The 14,620-nt window shown below is 56.1% G+C and carries 12 protein-coding genes and 1 pseudogene; 10 read left to right on the top strand and 3 right to left on the bottom strand.

The features are described 5' to 3' along the window. Nucleotides 1–49: 49 nt before the first annotated feature. A complete protein-coding gene (locus tag LW884_07120) occupies nt 50–3,502 on the top strand; it encodes a pyruvate carboxylase (GenBank protein MCE3008097.1) in 3,453 nt (1,150 codons plus the stop codon). A 140-nt stretch (nt 3,503–3,642) separates the two neighbouring features. Here the strand turns inward: LW884_07120 and LW884_07115 are convergent, their stop codons facing one another. After that, nucleotides 3,643–3,987: a hypothetical protein gene (locus LW884_07115; GenBank protein ID MCE3008096.1), complete on the bottom strand. Its 345-nt coding sequence runs from the start codon at nt 3,985–3,987 to the stop codon at nt 3,643–3,645. 195 nt (nt 3,988–4,182) lie between these two features. Here LW884_07115 and LW884_07110 point away from each other — a divergent pair, with 195 nt between their 5' ends. The 9 genes from LW884_07110 (at nt 4,183) to LW884_07070 (ending at nt 13,581) form a co-directional block, all read left to right on the top strand. After that, on the top strand, nt 4,183–5,385 hold the full coding sequence (locus tag LW884_07110; GenBank protein MCE3008095.1) for a HesA/MoeB/ThiF family protein: 1,203 nt from the start codon (nt 4,183–4,185) through the stop codon (nt 5,383–5,385). 254 nt (nt 5,386–5,639) lie between these two features. Continuing rightward, complete coding sequence (locus tag LW884_07105) at nt 5,640–5,978, top strand: hypothetical protein (protein ID MCE3008094.1); 339 nt, start codon at nt 5,640–5,642, stop codon at nt 5,976–5,978. 175 nt (nt 5,979–6,153) lie between these two features. Next, on the top strand, nt 6,154–7,206 hold the full coding sequence (locus LW884_07100) for a sodium-dependent bicarbonate transport family permease (GenBank protein MCE3008093.1): 1,053 nt from the start codon (nt 6,154–6,156) through the stop codon (nt 7,204–7,206). A gap of 59 nt (nt 7,207–7,265) precedes the next feature. Then, nucleotides 7,266–7,565, top strand: coding sequence for a hypothetical protein (locus tag LW884_07095; GenBank protein MCE3008092.1), 300 nt, complete (start codon nt 7,266–7,268; stop codon nt 7,563–7,565). Nucleotides 7,566–7,963: 398 nt separating this feature from the next. Next, the gene (locus tag LW884_07090) at nt 7,964–9,208 is read left to right on the top strand and encodes a hypothetical protein (GenBank protein ID MCE3008091.1); all 1,245 of its coding nucleotides are present in this window, start codon (nt 7,964–7,966) and stop codon (nt 9,206–9,208) included. Between the two features lie 299 nt (nt 9,209–9,507). Next, nucleotides 9,508–10,839, top strand: a complete 1,332-nt coding sequence (locus LW884_07085; protein MCE3008090.1) for a hypothetical protein — start codon at nt 9,508–9,510, stop codon at nt 10,837–10,839. A 70-nt stretch (nt 10,840–10,909) separates the two neighbouring features. Next, nucleotides 10,910–12,397, top strand: coding sequence for an alginate export family protein (locus tag LW884_07080; protein ID MCE3008089.1), 1,488 nt, complete (start codon nt 10,910–10,912; stop codon nt 12,395–12,397). 218 nt (nt 12,398–12,615) lie between these two features. After that, nucleotides 12,616–12,891: an ATP-dependent Clp protease adaptor ClpS gene (locus LW884_07075; protein ID MCE3008088.1), complete on the top strand. Its 276-nt coding sequence runs from the start codon at nt 12,616–12,618 to the stop codon at nt 12,889–12,891. A gap of 33 nt (nt 12,892–12,924) precedes the next feature. Further along, nucleotides 12,925–13,581, top strand: coding sequence for an LON peptidase substrate-binding domain-containing protein (locus tag LW884_07070; protein ID MCE3008087.1), 657 nt, complete (start codon nt 12,925–12,927; stop codon nt 13,579–13,581). A 105-nt stretch (nt 13,582–13,686) separates the two neighbouring features. Here LW884_07070 and LW884_07065 read toward each other — a convergent pair whose 3' ends face one another. Beyond that, on the bottom strand, nt 13,687–13,947 hold the full coding sequence (locus tag LW884_07065; protein ID MCE3008086.1) for an SPOR domain-containing protein: 261 nt from the start codon (nt 13,945–13,947) through the stop codon (nt 13,687–13,689). A 324-nt stretch (nt 13,948–14,271) separates the two neighbouring features. Continuing rightward, nucleotides 14,272–14,598 (bottom strand): annotated as a pseudogene (locus LW884_07060) (septal ring lytic transglycosylase RlpA family protein). Nucleotides 14,599–14,620 lie beyond the last annotated feature (22 nt).

Raw genomic sequence — 14,620 nt, 5'->3', positions numbered from 1 at the left:
CTACATTTGTCCGTATTTTCGCACTAGTACAGCCCGATCCTTTACCCACATGCATACACTTGCAAGGCCATTCGCCAAGCTGCTGGTAGCCAACCGCGGCGAGATCGCCATCCGTGTACTACGTGCCGGCTCCGAGCTGGGCCTGCGCACCGTGGCAATCTACACCCACGAGGATAGATACAGCCTGCACCGCTTCAAGGCAGATGAGTCTTACCAGATAGGCAAGGAAGACGAGCCCCTGAAGCCCTACCTGGATATAGAGGAGATCATCTCGCTGGCCAAAAAGAAACAGGTAGATGCCATCCACCCGGGTTATGGCTTCCTGTCCGAGAATGTACACTTTGCCCGCCGCTGTGCCGAGGAGGGCATCGTGTTTGTGGGCCCCAGGCCCGAGAGCATGGCTGCGCTGGGCGACAAGGTGCGGGCCAAGGAGGTGGCCCAGCAGCAGGGGGTGCCTATGGTGCCCGGCAATGCGCAGCCCCTGACCAGCGTAGATGATGCCCTGAAAGAGGCCGAGCGCATTGGCTACCCGCTGATCCTGAAGGCGGCGGCAGGCGGTGGCGGACGCGGTATGCGCGTGGCACAGGATGCCGAGCAGCTGCGCCGGTTCTATGCCGAAGCACGGGGCGAAGCCAAGTCCGCCTTCGGCGACGATACCATCTTCCTCGAAAAATTTGTGCGGAACCCCAAGCACATAGAGGTGCAGATACTGGGCGATAGCCAGGGCAAGCGCATCCACCTCTTCGAACGCGACTGCTCCGTGCAGCGCCGCTTTCAGAAGGTGGTGGAGATAGCCCCGGCCCCCACCCTCAGCCAGGAGGTAAAGGACAAACTATATGCCTACGCCCTGCGGCTGGCCGATGCCGTAGACTACCAGAATGCCGGAACCGTGGAATTTCTGGTAGACGAAGACGACAGCATCTACTTCATAGAGGTAAACCCCCGCATACAGGTAGAGCACACGGTAACCGAAGCCATAACCGGCATAGACCTGGTGCGCACCCAGCTACTGATCGCCATGGGCTATCCGCTGGATCATCCCCAGATCTTCATCAACGGCCAGGAGGATGTGCGGGCCAACGGCTACGCGGTGCAGTGCCGCATTACCACCGAAGACCCCTCCGAAAACTTCCGGCCAGACTATGGCCGCATTGTGCACTACCGCAATGCCGCCGGCATGGGCATCCGCCTGGACGAGGGCAGCAGCTATGCAGGCATGCGCATCTCGCCCTTCTACGACTCTATGCTGGTGAAGATAACCGCCAGCGGCCGCACCCTGAAGGGGGCCTGCCAGCGTATGGCACGCGCACTGAGTGAGTTTCGTATACGCGGGGTGAAGACCAACATCCCTTTCCTGCAGAATGTGGTACAGCATGAGGTGCTACAGGGCGGCGGCGCCACCGTTCGCTTTCTGGAAGAATACCCTGAGCTGATGCAGGTGCGCGTAGGGCAAAACCGGGGTACCAAAACCCTGGGTTACCTGGCCGACATCATCATAAACGGGCATGAAACCGCCGGAAAGTATGCCGAGAAACCCCGCTTTGGCAAAGCCGTGGTGCCCGACTACGACCCCTATACACCCTACACGCCCGGCAGCAAGCAGCTGCTGGAGCAGCACGGACGAAGCGGCCTGGTAGAATGGATACGCCAGCAGAAGCAAATCCTGTTTACCGACACCACCATGCGCGATGCGCACCAGAGCCTGCTGGCCACACGGGTACGCACGCACGACATGCTGCAGATAGCCGAGAGCTTTGCACGGAACAACCCCAACCTCTTCAGTATGGAGGTGTGGGGGGGGGCCACCTTCGATGTGTGCATGCGCTTCTTGCAAGAAGACCCCTGGGAACGCCTGCACCGCCTGCGCGAGGCCATGCCAAACCTGCTGCTGCAGATGCTCTTTCGCGGTAGCAATGGCGTGGGTTATGCTGCCTACCCAGATAACGTGATCCAGCTGTTTATTGAGAAAGCTGCCGAAAATGGCATGGACATCTTCCGCATCTTCGATAGCCTGAACTGGCTGGAGAATATGCAGACCTCCATTGAAACGGTAGTGAAGGGCACCAATAGCCTGGCCGAGGTGTGCATCTGCTATACCGGAGATGTGGCCGACCCTGCACGCACCAAGTACGACCTGAACTACTACCTGGACCTGGCACGCCGCATAGAAGATACCGGTGCGCACATACTGGCCATAAAGGACATGGCGGGCCTGCTGAAGCCGCGCGCCGCCCGGATGCTGATACCCAAACTGCGCGAGCACCTGAGCATACCCATCCACCTGCACACCCACGATACCAGCGGCCTGCAGGTAGCCACCTATATGGAAGCCATAGAGGCAGGTGTGGACATAGTGGACTGTGCACTGAGCAGCCTGAGCGGCCTGACCAGCCAGCCCAACCTGAACAGCGTAGTAGCCATGCTACAGGGCAGCGAGCGCCAGCCCAAGCTAGACCTGACCCAGCTAAACCTGGCCAGCAACTACTGGGAGGAGGTACGCCGGTACTACTTCCCCTTCGAGAGTGGCCTGCAGGCTGCCACCGCCGAGGTGTTTGAGCACGAGATACCCGGTGGGCAGTATAGCAACCTGCGCCCCCAGGCCACGGCCCTGGGCCTAGGCGACCGCTGGGAAGACATTAAGCAGAATTATAAAAAGGCCAATGAGCTCTTTGGCGACATCGTAAAAGTAACCCCGAGCAGCAAGGTGGTGGGCGATATGGCCCTGTTTATGACCACCCAGAACCTAACGCCTGAAGACATCCTGGAGCGGGGCGACAGCCTTAGCTTCCCCCAGAGTGTGGTGTCTTTTTTCCGCGGCGACCTGGGGCAGCCCGTAGGTGGCTTCCCAAAAAAGCTCCAGCAGCTCATCCTGAAAAATCAACAACCCTACACCGACCGGCCCAATGCACACCTGCCCGCGCTGGACATAGAGGCAGAGTTTGCCCGTTTTCGGCAGCGATTCGGCTCCGGAAAAACCCTACTCGACTTCCTGAGCCACCAGATGTACCCCAAGGTGTACGAAGACTGGCAGGCACACCGAAAGGAACACGGAGATGTAAGCGTGATGCCCACCCCCATGTTCTTCTACGGCCTGAGCGAGGGCGAAGAAGTAGAACTGAATATAGATGAGGGTAAAAAGCTCATCCTCAAGTATCTGTACAAAACTGAGCCGAATGAGCACGGCATGCGTACAGTCTACTTCGACATGAACGGCCAGACCCGCGCCATAGAGGCCCGCGACCTGAGTATAAAAGACATACAGGCCGCGAACGCCAAGGCCACCGAGGCAAACCACATAGGTGCCCCCCTGCAGGGCCGGCTGGCCAAGGTACACGTAAAGGCCGGGGATCGGGTGGAAAAAAATGCCCCCCTCTTTACCATCGAAGCCATGAAGATGGAAACGCACGTTACAGCCCCGGCAGCCCTTAGCATACAGCAGGTGCACCTGGCAGCGGGCGCACTGGTGGAGGCCGCCGACCTGATTATTTCTACCGGGAAATAAGCACAGCGTTCCGTACTTCAGCACCCGAGCCCCTACAGGCAGAAACCCCAGGATGGGGTCTCCGCACGATCAACCTCCAAGCTTTCAGGTCGTATTTCGTGTAGCTCGCGGCCACGCCTGGTATCCTGCGGGGGGCGGATTTAGGCTATGGGGTTCTGCGTTAGCCGCAGGGCATGGCAGTCGCAGGGCACCTCATACCGAACGCGCTGGGCGGGCATCCACTGCCTGATACCCCGGCTGTTGGTCCCCCAGTGCCCCCCTTGCATACGGTACAGGTAGCAGCGTATGCTTGGCAGGTGCGCATTCGGGTCTTCTTCCAGGTCGGGCAGCAGCACCTCGGTACTATCGGCTTTCGTATCGGTATATCCGCTGGGTGTGTGGTACTCCACTTCACTTCTGGGCAGCTGTACGGGCCGGTCGGCACGAGACGACTCTGCGTACAGCAGTGCTATCACCACCAGCCATCCTATTGCTATACTTTTCATGGCGCAAAATGTTTAGGTGAGTCTTCGGTTACGCTCTATAGTTTGTATATGTAAGAATCGTGCCAAGGTTGTCTATTTGCCCCGAATCGCATCTTTTATAGTCTGAATCGCATTCTTTTCGTGCTCATTGGTCACAGTGGCTTGCCTGGCGTTTCGTATGTTTGTGCTTCTTCACGCAATCTGCACCCATCACCTGTGTCTACTGCACCTGTACTCAAGCCCGAGGAGTTAGCTCGCTATGGGCGGCAGATCATCCTGCCACAGCTGGGCAAGGCAGGACAGCAGCGCCTAAAGGACGCGCGTGTGCTGGTAATAGGTGCCGGGGGCTTGGGTATGCCCCTCATCCAGTACCTGGCTGCCGCAGGCATAGGCACACTGGGCCTGGCAGACGGGGACGAGGTGCAGGAGAGCAACCTGCACCGCCAGGTGCTGTATCAGCACCCGGACATTGGCCGAAAAAAGCTGAAAGTACTGAAGGACCGGGTAAGCAAGCTGAACCCCCATGTACAGCTGCAGCTGCATCTGGAACACCTGACGGAGAAGAACAGCGCGGAGATTGTAGCCCAATACGACATCGTGGCCGACGGAACGGATACTTTTGAGGCCAAGTACCTGATTGATTGGGTATGCCAAAAGCTGCAAAAGCCCCTGGTATTCGGTTCCGTGCTAGGCTTTCAGGGCCAGGTGAGCGTTTTTCACCTGAAAGACAAGGCTGGCAAGCCAGGCCCGGGCTACCGCACCCTATTCCCGGAGGCGCCGGACAATAGCCCCAGCTGCAGCGAGGCGGGTGTGCTGGGTATACTACCTGGCATTATAGGCTCGCTCATGGCCCTGGAGGTGCTGAAGATTGCCGGCCAGTTTGGCACCCCACTGAACGGTAGGCTCCTTAGCTTCGATGGCCTGAGCCACAGCTTCTCTACCGTCTCCTTCGGGCACGAACCGCAGACCGAGGTAAGGCCCGGCGCTGGGCCAGAGGTAGCAGCCAATCCACCCCTCCGGCCCGAGCTGTTCGGCGCCCGGCGCAGCCCGGAGGAGGCCGACACCCCCACCCCACCCCCTGCCCAGATTGACCGCCCCGTCGAGGTGCGGTCCATAACGCCCAGAGAGCTGGAGGAATGGGCCGCCCAGGAGCGAAGCTTCAGCCTGATAGATGTGCGCGATGCAGGCGAACATGACCTGGTGAACATAGGGGGCAGACTAATCCCCCTGGGCAGGCTAGAGGCCAGCCTGGGCCGCTTCCGTAAGGATGTAACCTACGTGGTGTATTGCAAGAATGGAACCCGCAGCCGGCTGGCCGCCCGCCTGCTGATGCAAAAGGGACTGGAAGAAGTATATAACCTGGAGGGTGGCATACTGCGCTATCGCGAGGACGTGGACCCCGAGCTACTGATCTACTAGCTGTTCCGCAGTAGCATAGCGGCAGCCCATACCGAGGTTTCGGCTATCGCCTACTCTTGCATAGAGAATATGCAAAGATATACTTACCCCTCAGCATGTATTTAACCCTAATTTTCCTACTGAATGCAGGCAGCGAGAGGCCTAAATATGAAATCAGAATCTAGCAATCTATTTGCAGAAGCAAGACGTTTTATCTACCTTTGCCCAGATCTGTGCATGCTGTGAGACCAATTCTTCTCCGTCATCTGTCCCTTGTGTTTGCCGCCCTGCTGATGCTGGCAAATGGCAGCTTGGGTGCCGTACAAGACTGGGTTCAGCTGGAGCGCAGCCTGATCGTGGAAGCTGTAGAGCTGGAGGAAGAGCGGCTACAGGAGGATGCCGAGTCTGATGCCGTGCAGGCCCGATATGCGGCCCATAGTGGCGTAGACGGCGGCCAGCCGGAAGCGTCCGATTTGCCTTTTGCAGCAAGTGTACATCTCCCTTTTGTGCCAGCCATTCAGTGGCTACAGCAGCATGCACACATCCGGTCTACCTGCCCCCTGCATATTCCCTACCCCGGTCATCAGCCGCTCCATTGTTGCTGGTTATTATAGCCACCATCGCTGCACACGCCCGCTACCCTACGGCTTGCGGGCCGCAGTTGCTGCATGCCTCGGTTCATGCGGCTTCCCCTTCAGGTTGGGCAACCGGCACCCCCACCTGCCTGTCTGGTGCGCATATCCGCACATACAGGGTTCTCTGTGCTTCATCCACATCTAGTTTTTCGTCATGAATCTCGACGCATTGTTGGGCAATATATTACACCCGCCTGTTCTGTTTTTCTTCCTGGGTGTACTGGCCGTTGTGCTAAAAAGTGACCTGGAAATTCCGCCGGCTATTGCCAAGTTTTTGTCTATCTATCTGCTTTTCGATATTGGAATAAAGGGAGGTGAAGAGCTCTATCATAGCGGCTTCAATCCCGACGTAGCGACCGTTATGCTGGCCTGCATTCTGGTATCCTTTTCCATACCTTTTTTGGTGTATCGCATTCTGCGCTGGAAGCTGAATGTGCCCAATGCTGGGGCCATAGCAGCCACCTACGGTTCGGTTAGCGCGGTTACTTTTGCCACAGGCATCAGTTTTCTGGAGAGCCAGCACATCCACTTTGGGGGGTACATGGTGGCCGGTATGGCCCTGATGGAGAGCCCGGCTATTATCTCGGGCCTCCTGCTCATCCGCATGTCTACTACGGCCAAGGTGGCTAAGCCAGCCCTGGTTATGGCCGGGGGAGATGCCCTGAGTAACTGGGCACCTGCCCGGGCAGAAGCCCCGATCGAGCCGCCAAAACCCAAGGCCAACATGAAAAGCATTCTGCACGAGGCCTTTCTGAACGGGTCGGTACTGCTGCTCATTGGTTCGCTCATTATCGGCTACGTGTCGGGCAAGGCTGGCCAGGAAGAGCTGAAGCCCTTTGTAGGCGACATCTTCAAGGGCATGCTCAGCCTGTATATGCTAGATATGGGGCTGATAGCGGGCAAGCGCCTGGGCAGCCTGAGGCAGAACGGTGCCTTTTTGTCCGGTTTTGCCCTCATTTTCCCAATCGCTATCGGCTTGCCGGGCATTCTGCTGGCCCGGCTGCTGGGGCTAGACGTGGGCGATGCCTTGCTTTTCACCATCCTGTGCGCCAGTGCCAGCTACATAGCTGTGCCTGCGGCCATGCGCATGGCAGTACCCGAGGCCAATATGAGCCTGCTGCTACCCATGAGCCTGGGTATCACCTTTACCTTCAACATTACCATGGGTATACCCCTGTACTACTACCTTATCCAGAACCTCTGGTGAAAAATGGGGGGCACGGCCCAGGCCGCTACTTACCTGTGATCCTTATTTCTTGAAAAGCCATGATGCGCAAAAAGATTGAAATCATCGTCCCGGTCCGGTTTCTGGATGACGTAACCGAGATACTGGACCAACAAAAAATCGGCGGTTTTACCGTCATGAACATCGTAAAGGGCAGGGGCCGCCATGGCGACGCCTTCTCTGATGGGGTTATTTCGGCAAACGAGAATATCTACCTCTTCCTAATCGCCAACGAAGAGCAGCACGACCGACTGCTGGACCACATTGTACCCCTGCTAAACACCTATGGGGGCCTGCTGTTCAGCTCAGACGTAGACCTGTACAGTGGCTCTACTCCGTAGGCATTTCTCTCTCCCAGCTAGATAGTTCGGCCCACATGGGCCTGAACTTCCTCGCCGATCTTCTTTTTCTCACGTTTTGATGTGCTACGTAATATGGGTAGTGGCCTCGCCATGCCCATACGGCACCCTATTGCTTTATCCTAAAACGTTAACCGTATGACAGCACCCGAAGCACCGGTTACCATGGTAGTAACGATGCTCTCTCCCCTTCTGCCGGCCCTGCTGGCTCCGCTAGCAAGCAGATATCGCCGGGCGTACCACCTGTTCAGCCTGCTGGTAGCAGGCATCAACGTGGCCATGCTGCTTGCCACCCCCATAGCCGATCAGCAGCTGTTTTTGGGCACGCACTCAGCTTCTTTTTCGATAACAATGCCTGGCTATTTGCCCTGCTTACCAACATGGCCTGGTTTATCATCATCATCTACAGCTACAGCTATACCCCCTGGCATTTCCAGGAGCTTCTGCCACACTTTTATGCGCTTATGTGCCTGAGCATGACCATTGTAACGGCAAATGGGTATGCGGCAAACATGATAACGCTACTGGTATTCTACCTGGCAGGTATTTTGGCAGCACTCCCGCTGATACGCATCCGCCGGAGCATAGAGAGCTACCGGGCTAGCATGCTCTACCTGGTACAGATGCTGCTGCCAGCCCTCTTCATCCTGCTGCCCACGGTACTGTACTATCAGTGGCAGTATGGCGATACCTCCTTTGCCCATGGGATCAACCAGGCCCTGCAGCATAGCCCACAAACAGCGGCCGTCATCGTGTGGGGCCTCGTGCTGGGCATGTCGGCCAACCTGATCTATCCCTTCAGCACCTGGCTACCCCAAACCCAGATAACCCCAGCCCCAGCCACCGCCCTGCTGCACACCGTGGCTATCGTAAATACGGGTGCCATCGTGCTGCTCAAGTTTGGCCAGCATGTACTGGGGACCAGCCTGCTACACGACCTGAGTCACGAATTTTGGCATACCGGCTGGCTCATCTATGCCTTGGGCCTAAATGCCGTGGTGGCTGCCTGGCAGGCCCTGCGCACCCCGAACCTAAAGCAACGCTTCTCTTTCTCTACCATCAGCCAGGTGTCGTACATTCTTACGGCCATCCTGATAGGCACCCCCGCCACCCTGCTGGGTGCGGTGTTGCATATGCTTAGCCACTCCATAGCCAAGATTGGCCTCTTCTTTGTAGCAGGCTATTACAATGCGCGCTATGGAACTGTGCACGCAGGCCAACTACGCCCACTTATGCCGCACACGCGCATTCTGGCCGCATTTATAGCCCTGTGTGGCCTCAGCATCATTGGTTTTCCGCTACTAGCCGGGTACTATAGCAAAGACCTGATGCTGCTGGCCGAAATAAAAGACAGCCACTGGGCAGCAGGCGGATTCTTGCTGCTGGGCAGCCTGATCAATGTGCTATACATACTCCCCCTGGTGCGCAGCGCCATGCGGAAGAAGAACCCGGCCTACACCTTCAAAAGGGTGCCTGTCGGGATGGCACTAGCCATGGGCATTTGTGTGGCGCTTATCCTTTCCTTCAGCGTCTACGCGGTGTGGCTCATCCACAAGTTTCAGCCGGGCCTGGAACGCGAACTGGAACAGCTGTCTCTGCTACCCGGCCTATCGGCCACGTCATAGCAACCTACTTGCCGCGCAAGGGCGAGATCCCCGAAAAAGCTCGAAAAAAGGAGCAGAAAGCGATCAATATTAAAAATAATAATCTGTAAAAAATATTTATATCTCAATAAAACAGAATAATAATCTATATTTTTGTGCTCCGTAAAACAAAAATCCAAATCATGGAATTTCTCCTCTCTGCCTGGTGGATAGTGGATAGACTACGGACCCTACAGGTGTTACGGGCTCATGCCGCGGGGTATTCCCGACCACTGGGCGGCATCTGCTCGTTTAAAATCCCCTTCCTTTTCCTGGTCCGCGTGCATCAGCACCCACCCCGGTATGTACCACGCATCCTGCTCCTGGTGTGCACGCTGGCCCCCGTGGTGTTGCTAGCGCAGCATGCGGCCGCAAAACCCCCAAAGCTTCAGTACTACAGCCCGGATAGCAGTGCCTGGGTGCGTGCCACCTTCCTGAACCAGACCTGGGTGCGCTATACCGAGCTGAACCCGCGTAGCAGCCTGGATGGTACGGCTAGGGATTCGTACTTCGACATCAGCCTGCGTCGCACACGCTTCCAGCTGTACGGCGGCTGGGGACGGGTATTTTTCTACACCCAGTATGGGCTAAACAACTTCAACTGGCACAGCGCTCGCAGGCAGGGGTTTTTTATACACGATGCTGTGGGCGAGCTAGCCCTGCATCCGCGCAGCCTGAGCCTGGGGGCGGGCCTGACGGGCTGGAGCGGCCTGGCACGCTATGCGGCACCCAGCGCGGCAAACATACTGGGCTATGATGCACCCCTGTACGAGCAGGCTACCAATGACCTGACTGATCAGTTTCTGCGAAAGCTGAGCATATACGCTAAGGGGAAGCTAGGCAAACTAGACTACCGGCTGGCACTTAGCAGCCCCCTATCGGTTAAGCAGGTGGATAGCAGCGTGTACCGCCTGCGCCAGGGGGTAGCCAGCTTCAGCAGCCGCCCACCCACCCCCCAGCTGAACAGCTACCTGCAATACCAGCTGTGGGACGAGGAGAGCAACCAGACCCCCTACATAGCAGGCACCTACCTGGGGCAAAAACGGGTGCTCACCCTGGGTGCCGGTATTACCTACCAGCAGGATGCCATGTGGCGCCTGCAAAAGCCTGCAGAGGCACCCCCCACTGCACACCCGGATACCCTGACCGACGACATGCTGCTGCTAAGCATAGATGCCTTTATGGAGCTGCCTGTGGGCCACCAGGGCTGTGCCCTAAGTGTGTACACAGCGCTGCAGCACATGGACTTTGGGCAAAACTATGTGCGCATGCAGGGGGTAAACAACCCGGCCACTGTAGGTGGCAATTCGCTTCCCCTGAATGGCACCGGCACCCTGCATTACCTGCAGGCGGGCTATCTGCTACCTGCAGGGCTGCTGGGCCAATGGGGTACCCTACAGGTGGTGGCTAGCCAGCAGCTGAATATGCTGGAGGCACTGGATAGCCCTGCCTACATCTGGGAAGGTAGCCTAAACTGGCTGGTGGCTAGCCAGGGCAGCAAGATCAGCCTGGGCTACCAAAGCCGACCCGTGTACAGGCAGCTAGCCGACGGAAAGATGGAGCTCGACACACGAAGAGGAACCTATGTGGTACAGTGGCAGGTGTCCATCTAGTCTCATTACCATGCAAGCGCCAGGGCCAACTGACGAATGAAAACTAGTTATACAGCAGATAACCAAGAAAGTGAAGAGTAAAATCCTGGGCGCAATCCTTGTTTCGGGGCTATTTTCGGGGGCACTGTCTGCACAGAACGTCCGGCCAGATACCAGTGCACACCCACACAAGGTGGCCGCACAAAAGAGCTACTATGTGGAACCTGGATCCTATGGGACCAAGCGTGAAACACACCCACCTTCCTACGTACGAGAATTGGGAAAGACAGGGATAAAGGGTGTCGAAAATATAGATTGGCTCGATGTGGGGCTTGACTACCGGACTCGATTTGAGATACGGCATAATGACCTGCGCAGACCGGAAATCACCACAGACTATCCACTATTACTACGTTCCAGGGCCTACCTTGGGGTAAAGAACGTGATAGACCCGTTCCGCTTTGCCATCGAGTTTCAAGACTCACATCGGATAAATGGAAAGTTTGAGCCGGACGACAAGGAGTTTAACCGGGCCGATCTTATCCAGGCTTATGCCGAATTGCATGTTAAGCATGCACTGGGCAGGGATAAATTAGGCAATGCGCGCCCTATCCTCCTACGGTTTGGACGCCAGGCATTTGAGTTTACCGATAGAAGACTAATTGCCCTGAATAGCTGGAGAAATACGACCAACAACTTCATGGGCTTCCGTGCAGCCATTGGGCAGGAAAACAATGATTGGCAACTGGACTTACTGGCTCTGCGCCCGGTTACCCGGCTGCTTACTGAATTTGACCAAACAGACCACAACCGCGACTTCTGGGCGGTGATCGGGCACTGGAGAAGGTGGGCGGATGCGATAACCATCGAGCCCTATTATCTGGGGTTAAAACAACGACCTGCACGTGCAAATGGCAACCGGGATCGCCTGATTCACAGTCCGGGTGTCCGATTGTACGGATGGCTCCGAAACCGACACATCAATTATGACGTTACCTACACCCAGCAGTTTGGAGAAGATGGTGGATTAACCCACCGTGCTTTTGCCCTGACCGCAGAAGTAGGGTATAAATTTCAGGAACTTAAAACGAAGCCGCGAGTTAGCTTCTTTTATGGACATGTAAGCGGTGACAAGAACCCGAATGATAGAAACAATAATCGATTCGAACGCTTTTTTGGCTTCGCACGACCCTGGTCGGCAAATGATTACATAATACCCGAAAACATTATTACACCCAAAGTGAAAGTGGAACTGGAGCTATTGAAGGGAGTGAAGTTTGATGGAGGATACAGCTTCTACTGGCTGGCCAGCGCTACCGATAGATTCAACAATCTACTCGGCGGCACAAAAAACAGAGATGTTACGGGAAAAAGTGGAACCTTCCTGGGCCATGAGTTAGACGCACGGGTTTTATTCAAACCCGTGAAATTTGTGGATGCGCATATTGGATATACACACTTCGTTAATGGATCTTTCGTAAAGAACCGACAAGAGGCTGCACTGGCGGAACATGCCAATCATTCGGATTTTCTCTACCTGGAATTAAGCTTTAATGTCCTCGATTTCTTCAAAAAATAAGATTGGCAACTAGTCTTCATGTCCGCCAGTAATTTTCAGAAAAAAACAATACCAGTCTCCTCTCTGTACGGGAGCCGAGAGGAGACCGGCTCGAATACAGGGTTCCGCCTTCTTCAAGGATCCCAAACGCCTGATGAAAAGTCGGTACCACTGGCTATGCACGAGGCATCAATTTCTGTATATTTACCCGTACGTTTACACACTTATTTCATTCAGCCATGAAAGCTCAAGTACAAGAATTGCTGCAGCCTGTTACGCTGCTCGAAACGGAGGCGGAAAAGGTGCTGGTACTGTACAATGATGATGTAAATACCTTTGACTGGGTAATACAGTGCCTGATGGAGGTGTGCGGCCACACAGCTGAGCAGGCTGAGCAGTGTGCCTGGTTTGTACACTACAAGGGCAAATACGCTGTGAAGCATGGCAGCTATACCGAGCTGGAGCCCAGGTGTACGGCCCTGCTGGACCGTAGGCTGAGTGCAGAAATACACTGATCTAGTCCCGTTGGCGCGTATGTTTGTGGCGTAATGTCTGTGTTGCCAATTTTTCCGCTCCAGCTTATTGCCTTCCCGGGCGAGGAGGTGGCGCTGCATATTTTCGAACCGCGCTACCTGAAGCTGGTAGCCTATTGCCGGGAGAATAATAAGCCGTTTGGCTTGGTACCCGTTTTTGGCAAGCGGATAAGCCCTGTGGGCGTATGTATGTCTGTACGCCAGATTGCGCACCAGTATGACGATGGTCGGCTGGATATACGCGTACTGGCCGAGGATCCTTTCCGGATTCGCAAGTTCGAGCTTGAGCCGGATAATAGCCTTTATCATGAGGCCGAGGTGAGCATCCTGGATAAAGATGACCGCTACAGTGTGGAGCTACGGGAAGAGGTAATGGAGCTGTACAAGGAGTTTCACCACCTGATCCAAACCGTACGCGTACCCAGTGTAGATGTGAACCACATACTGAGCTACCAGCTGGGCCACACAGCAGGGCTGGACAATGAGGGGCAACTGAAGCTGCTGGCACTGCCAAGTGAACAGCACCGGCTGCATTACTTGCGCTCGCACTTTCAGTCGATACTACCCACCCTAAGAGGCGTGGAGTTAACACGCAACAAGATCCGGCAAAACGGGCATATAAAAACGATACCGCCAGCCGACCTGTCTGACGCCAGCCTGGGTATATCCTGAGCCACATACCCCTTGCGCGAGACTCCTTGGCACAAAGGTCCAGAAAGGTTCTCTACTTGCCTCTTCTGCTCCCAGGCATACCACCCTATCTGCCTGGAAAACAGCCTAGGGCAGGTGCGCTATCGCAAAGCTGTCGTACCCCTTCTTCTTAACCTCGGCTTCGTAGCTGCGCGCCATCTCTACCGTGCTGTAGGCACCCAGCACTACCTTGTAGGTGTAGCCGCTGCCTACAGGTATCTGCTGGATAAACAGCTTGCTGTAACCACTTTCCTTTACTTTCTGGCAGAATGCGAGGGCATTGTCTACACTGGAAAAAGTACCCAGCTGTAGGCCCCATCCGTCGGGTTTCAGGTAATCTCCATACATGTTCCAGGTACCCGCCTTGGTGTAGGGCTTCGGTTTGGCAGTAGCCTTGGGTGCAGGAGCAGGCTTCGGTGCCGGTTTCTGAGCGGCCCCTGCGGGTGGAGGGGCTACCGGGGGTGTGCTGGGCTTTGGCTCGGGCTTAGGTACAGGTTTCTGCTCCACCCTGGGTGTAGGCTTTGGCGTAGGGGGTGCAGGAGCCGGCCTCGGCTCGGGCTTCACCTCGGGCACAGGCTCGGGCTTGGCCACTGGCTGGGGAGCGGGCTCGTCGGCCTGAGTGGTGGCTGCAGCGGGCTCGTCGTCCGAGATCACGACAATCTTCACCTCTGCCACCCCTGCCCCCATCATATCCAGCTGCTGCGCAGCCGCCTTACTCAGGTCTATAATGCGATGGCTACTCCAGGGGCCCCTGTCGTTTATCACAACCACCACGCTTTTGCCATTACCCAGGTTCTGCACCCGCACACGGGTACCAAAGGCCAGCTCGCGGTGGGCAGCCGTAAGGGCAGCCTTGTCATATCGCTCTCCGCTGGCGGTCTTGCGCCCATGGAAGCGGTCGGCATAATAGCTGGCTTCGCCCCGCTGCGTATAGCCTAGCTGGGCTAGTGCCCACAGGGGTAAGAAAGCTAGATAGAGACAGAGCAGTTTTTTTTGCATACAGTGGAATGCTAGTGTCGGA

The sequence above is a fragment of the Bacteroidota bacterium genome, assembly GCA_021300195.1.
In the GTDB taxonomy this organism is placed as follows: Bacteria; Bacteroidota; Bacteroidia; order J057; family JAJTIE01; genus JAJTIE01.
Note: the sequence above shows the minus strand (reverse complement) of the source record. Positions and strands in the feature narration are given on the sequence as shown.

Coding starts and splice junctions, on each gene's coding strand:
- LW884_07100 (MCE3008093.1), top strand. CDS start 6,154: ATGAATCTCGACGCATTGTTGGGCAATATATTACACCCGCCTGTTCTG.
- LW884_07075 (MCE3008088.1), top strand. CDS start 12,616: ATGAAAGCTCAAGTACAAGAATTGCTGCAGCCTGTTACGCTGCTCGAA.
- LW884_07095 (MCE3008092.1), top strand. CDS start 7,266: ATGATGCGCAAAAAGATTGAAATCATCGTCCCGGTCCGGTTTCTGGAT.
- LW884_07090 (MCE3008091.1), top strand. CDS start 7,964: ATGGCCTGGTTTATCATCATCATCTACAGCTACAGCTATACCCCCTGG.
- LW884_07115 (MCE3008096.1), bottom strand. CDS start 3,987: ATGAAAAGTATAGCAATAGGATGGCTGGTGGTGATAGCACTGCTGTAC.
- LW884_07120 (MCE3008097.1), top strand. CDS start 50: ATGCATACACTTGCAAGGCCATTCGCCAAGCTGCTGGTAGCCAACCGC.
- LW884_07070 (MCE3008087.1), top strand. CDS start 12,925: ATGTCTGTGTTGCCAATTTTTCCGCTCCAGCTTATTGCCTTCCCGGGC.
- LW884_07065 (MCE3008086.1), bottom strand. CDS start 13,947: ATGTATGGAGATTACCTGAAACCCGACGGATGGGGCCTACAGCTGGGT.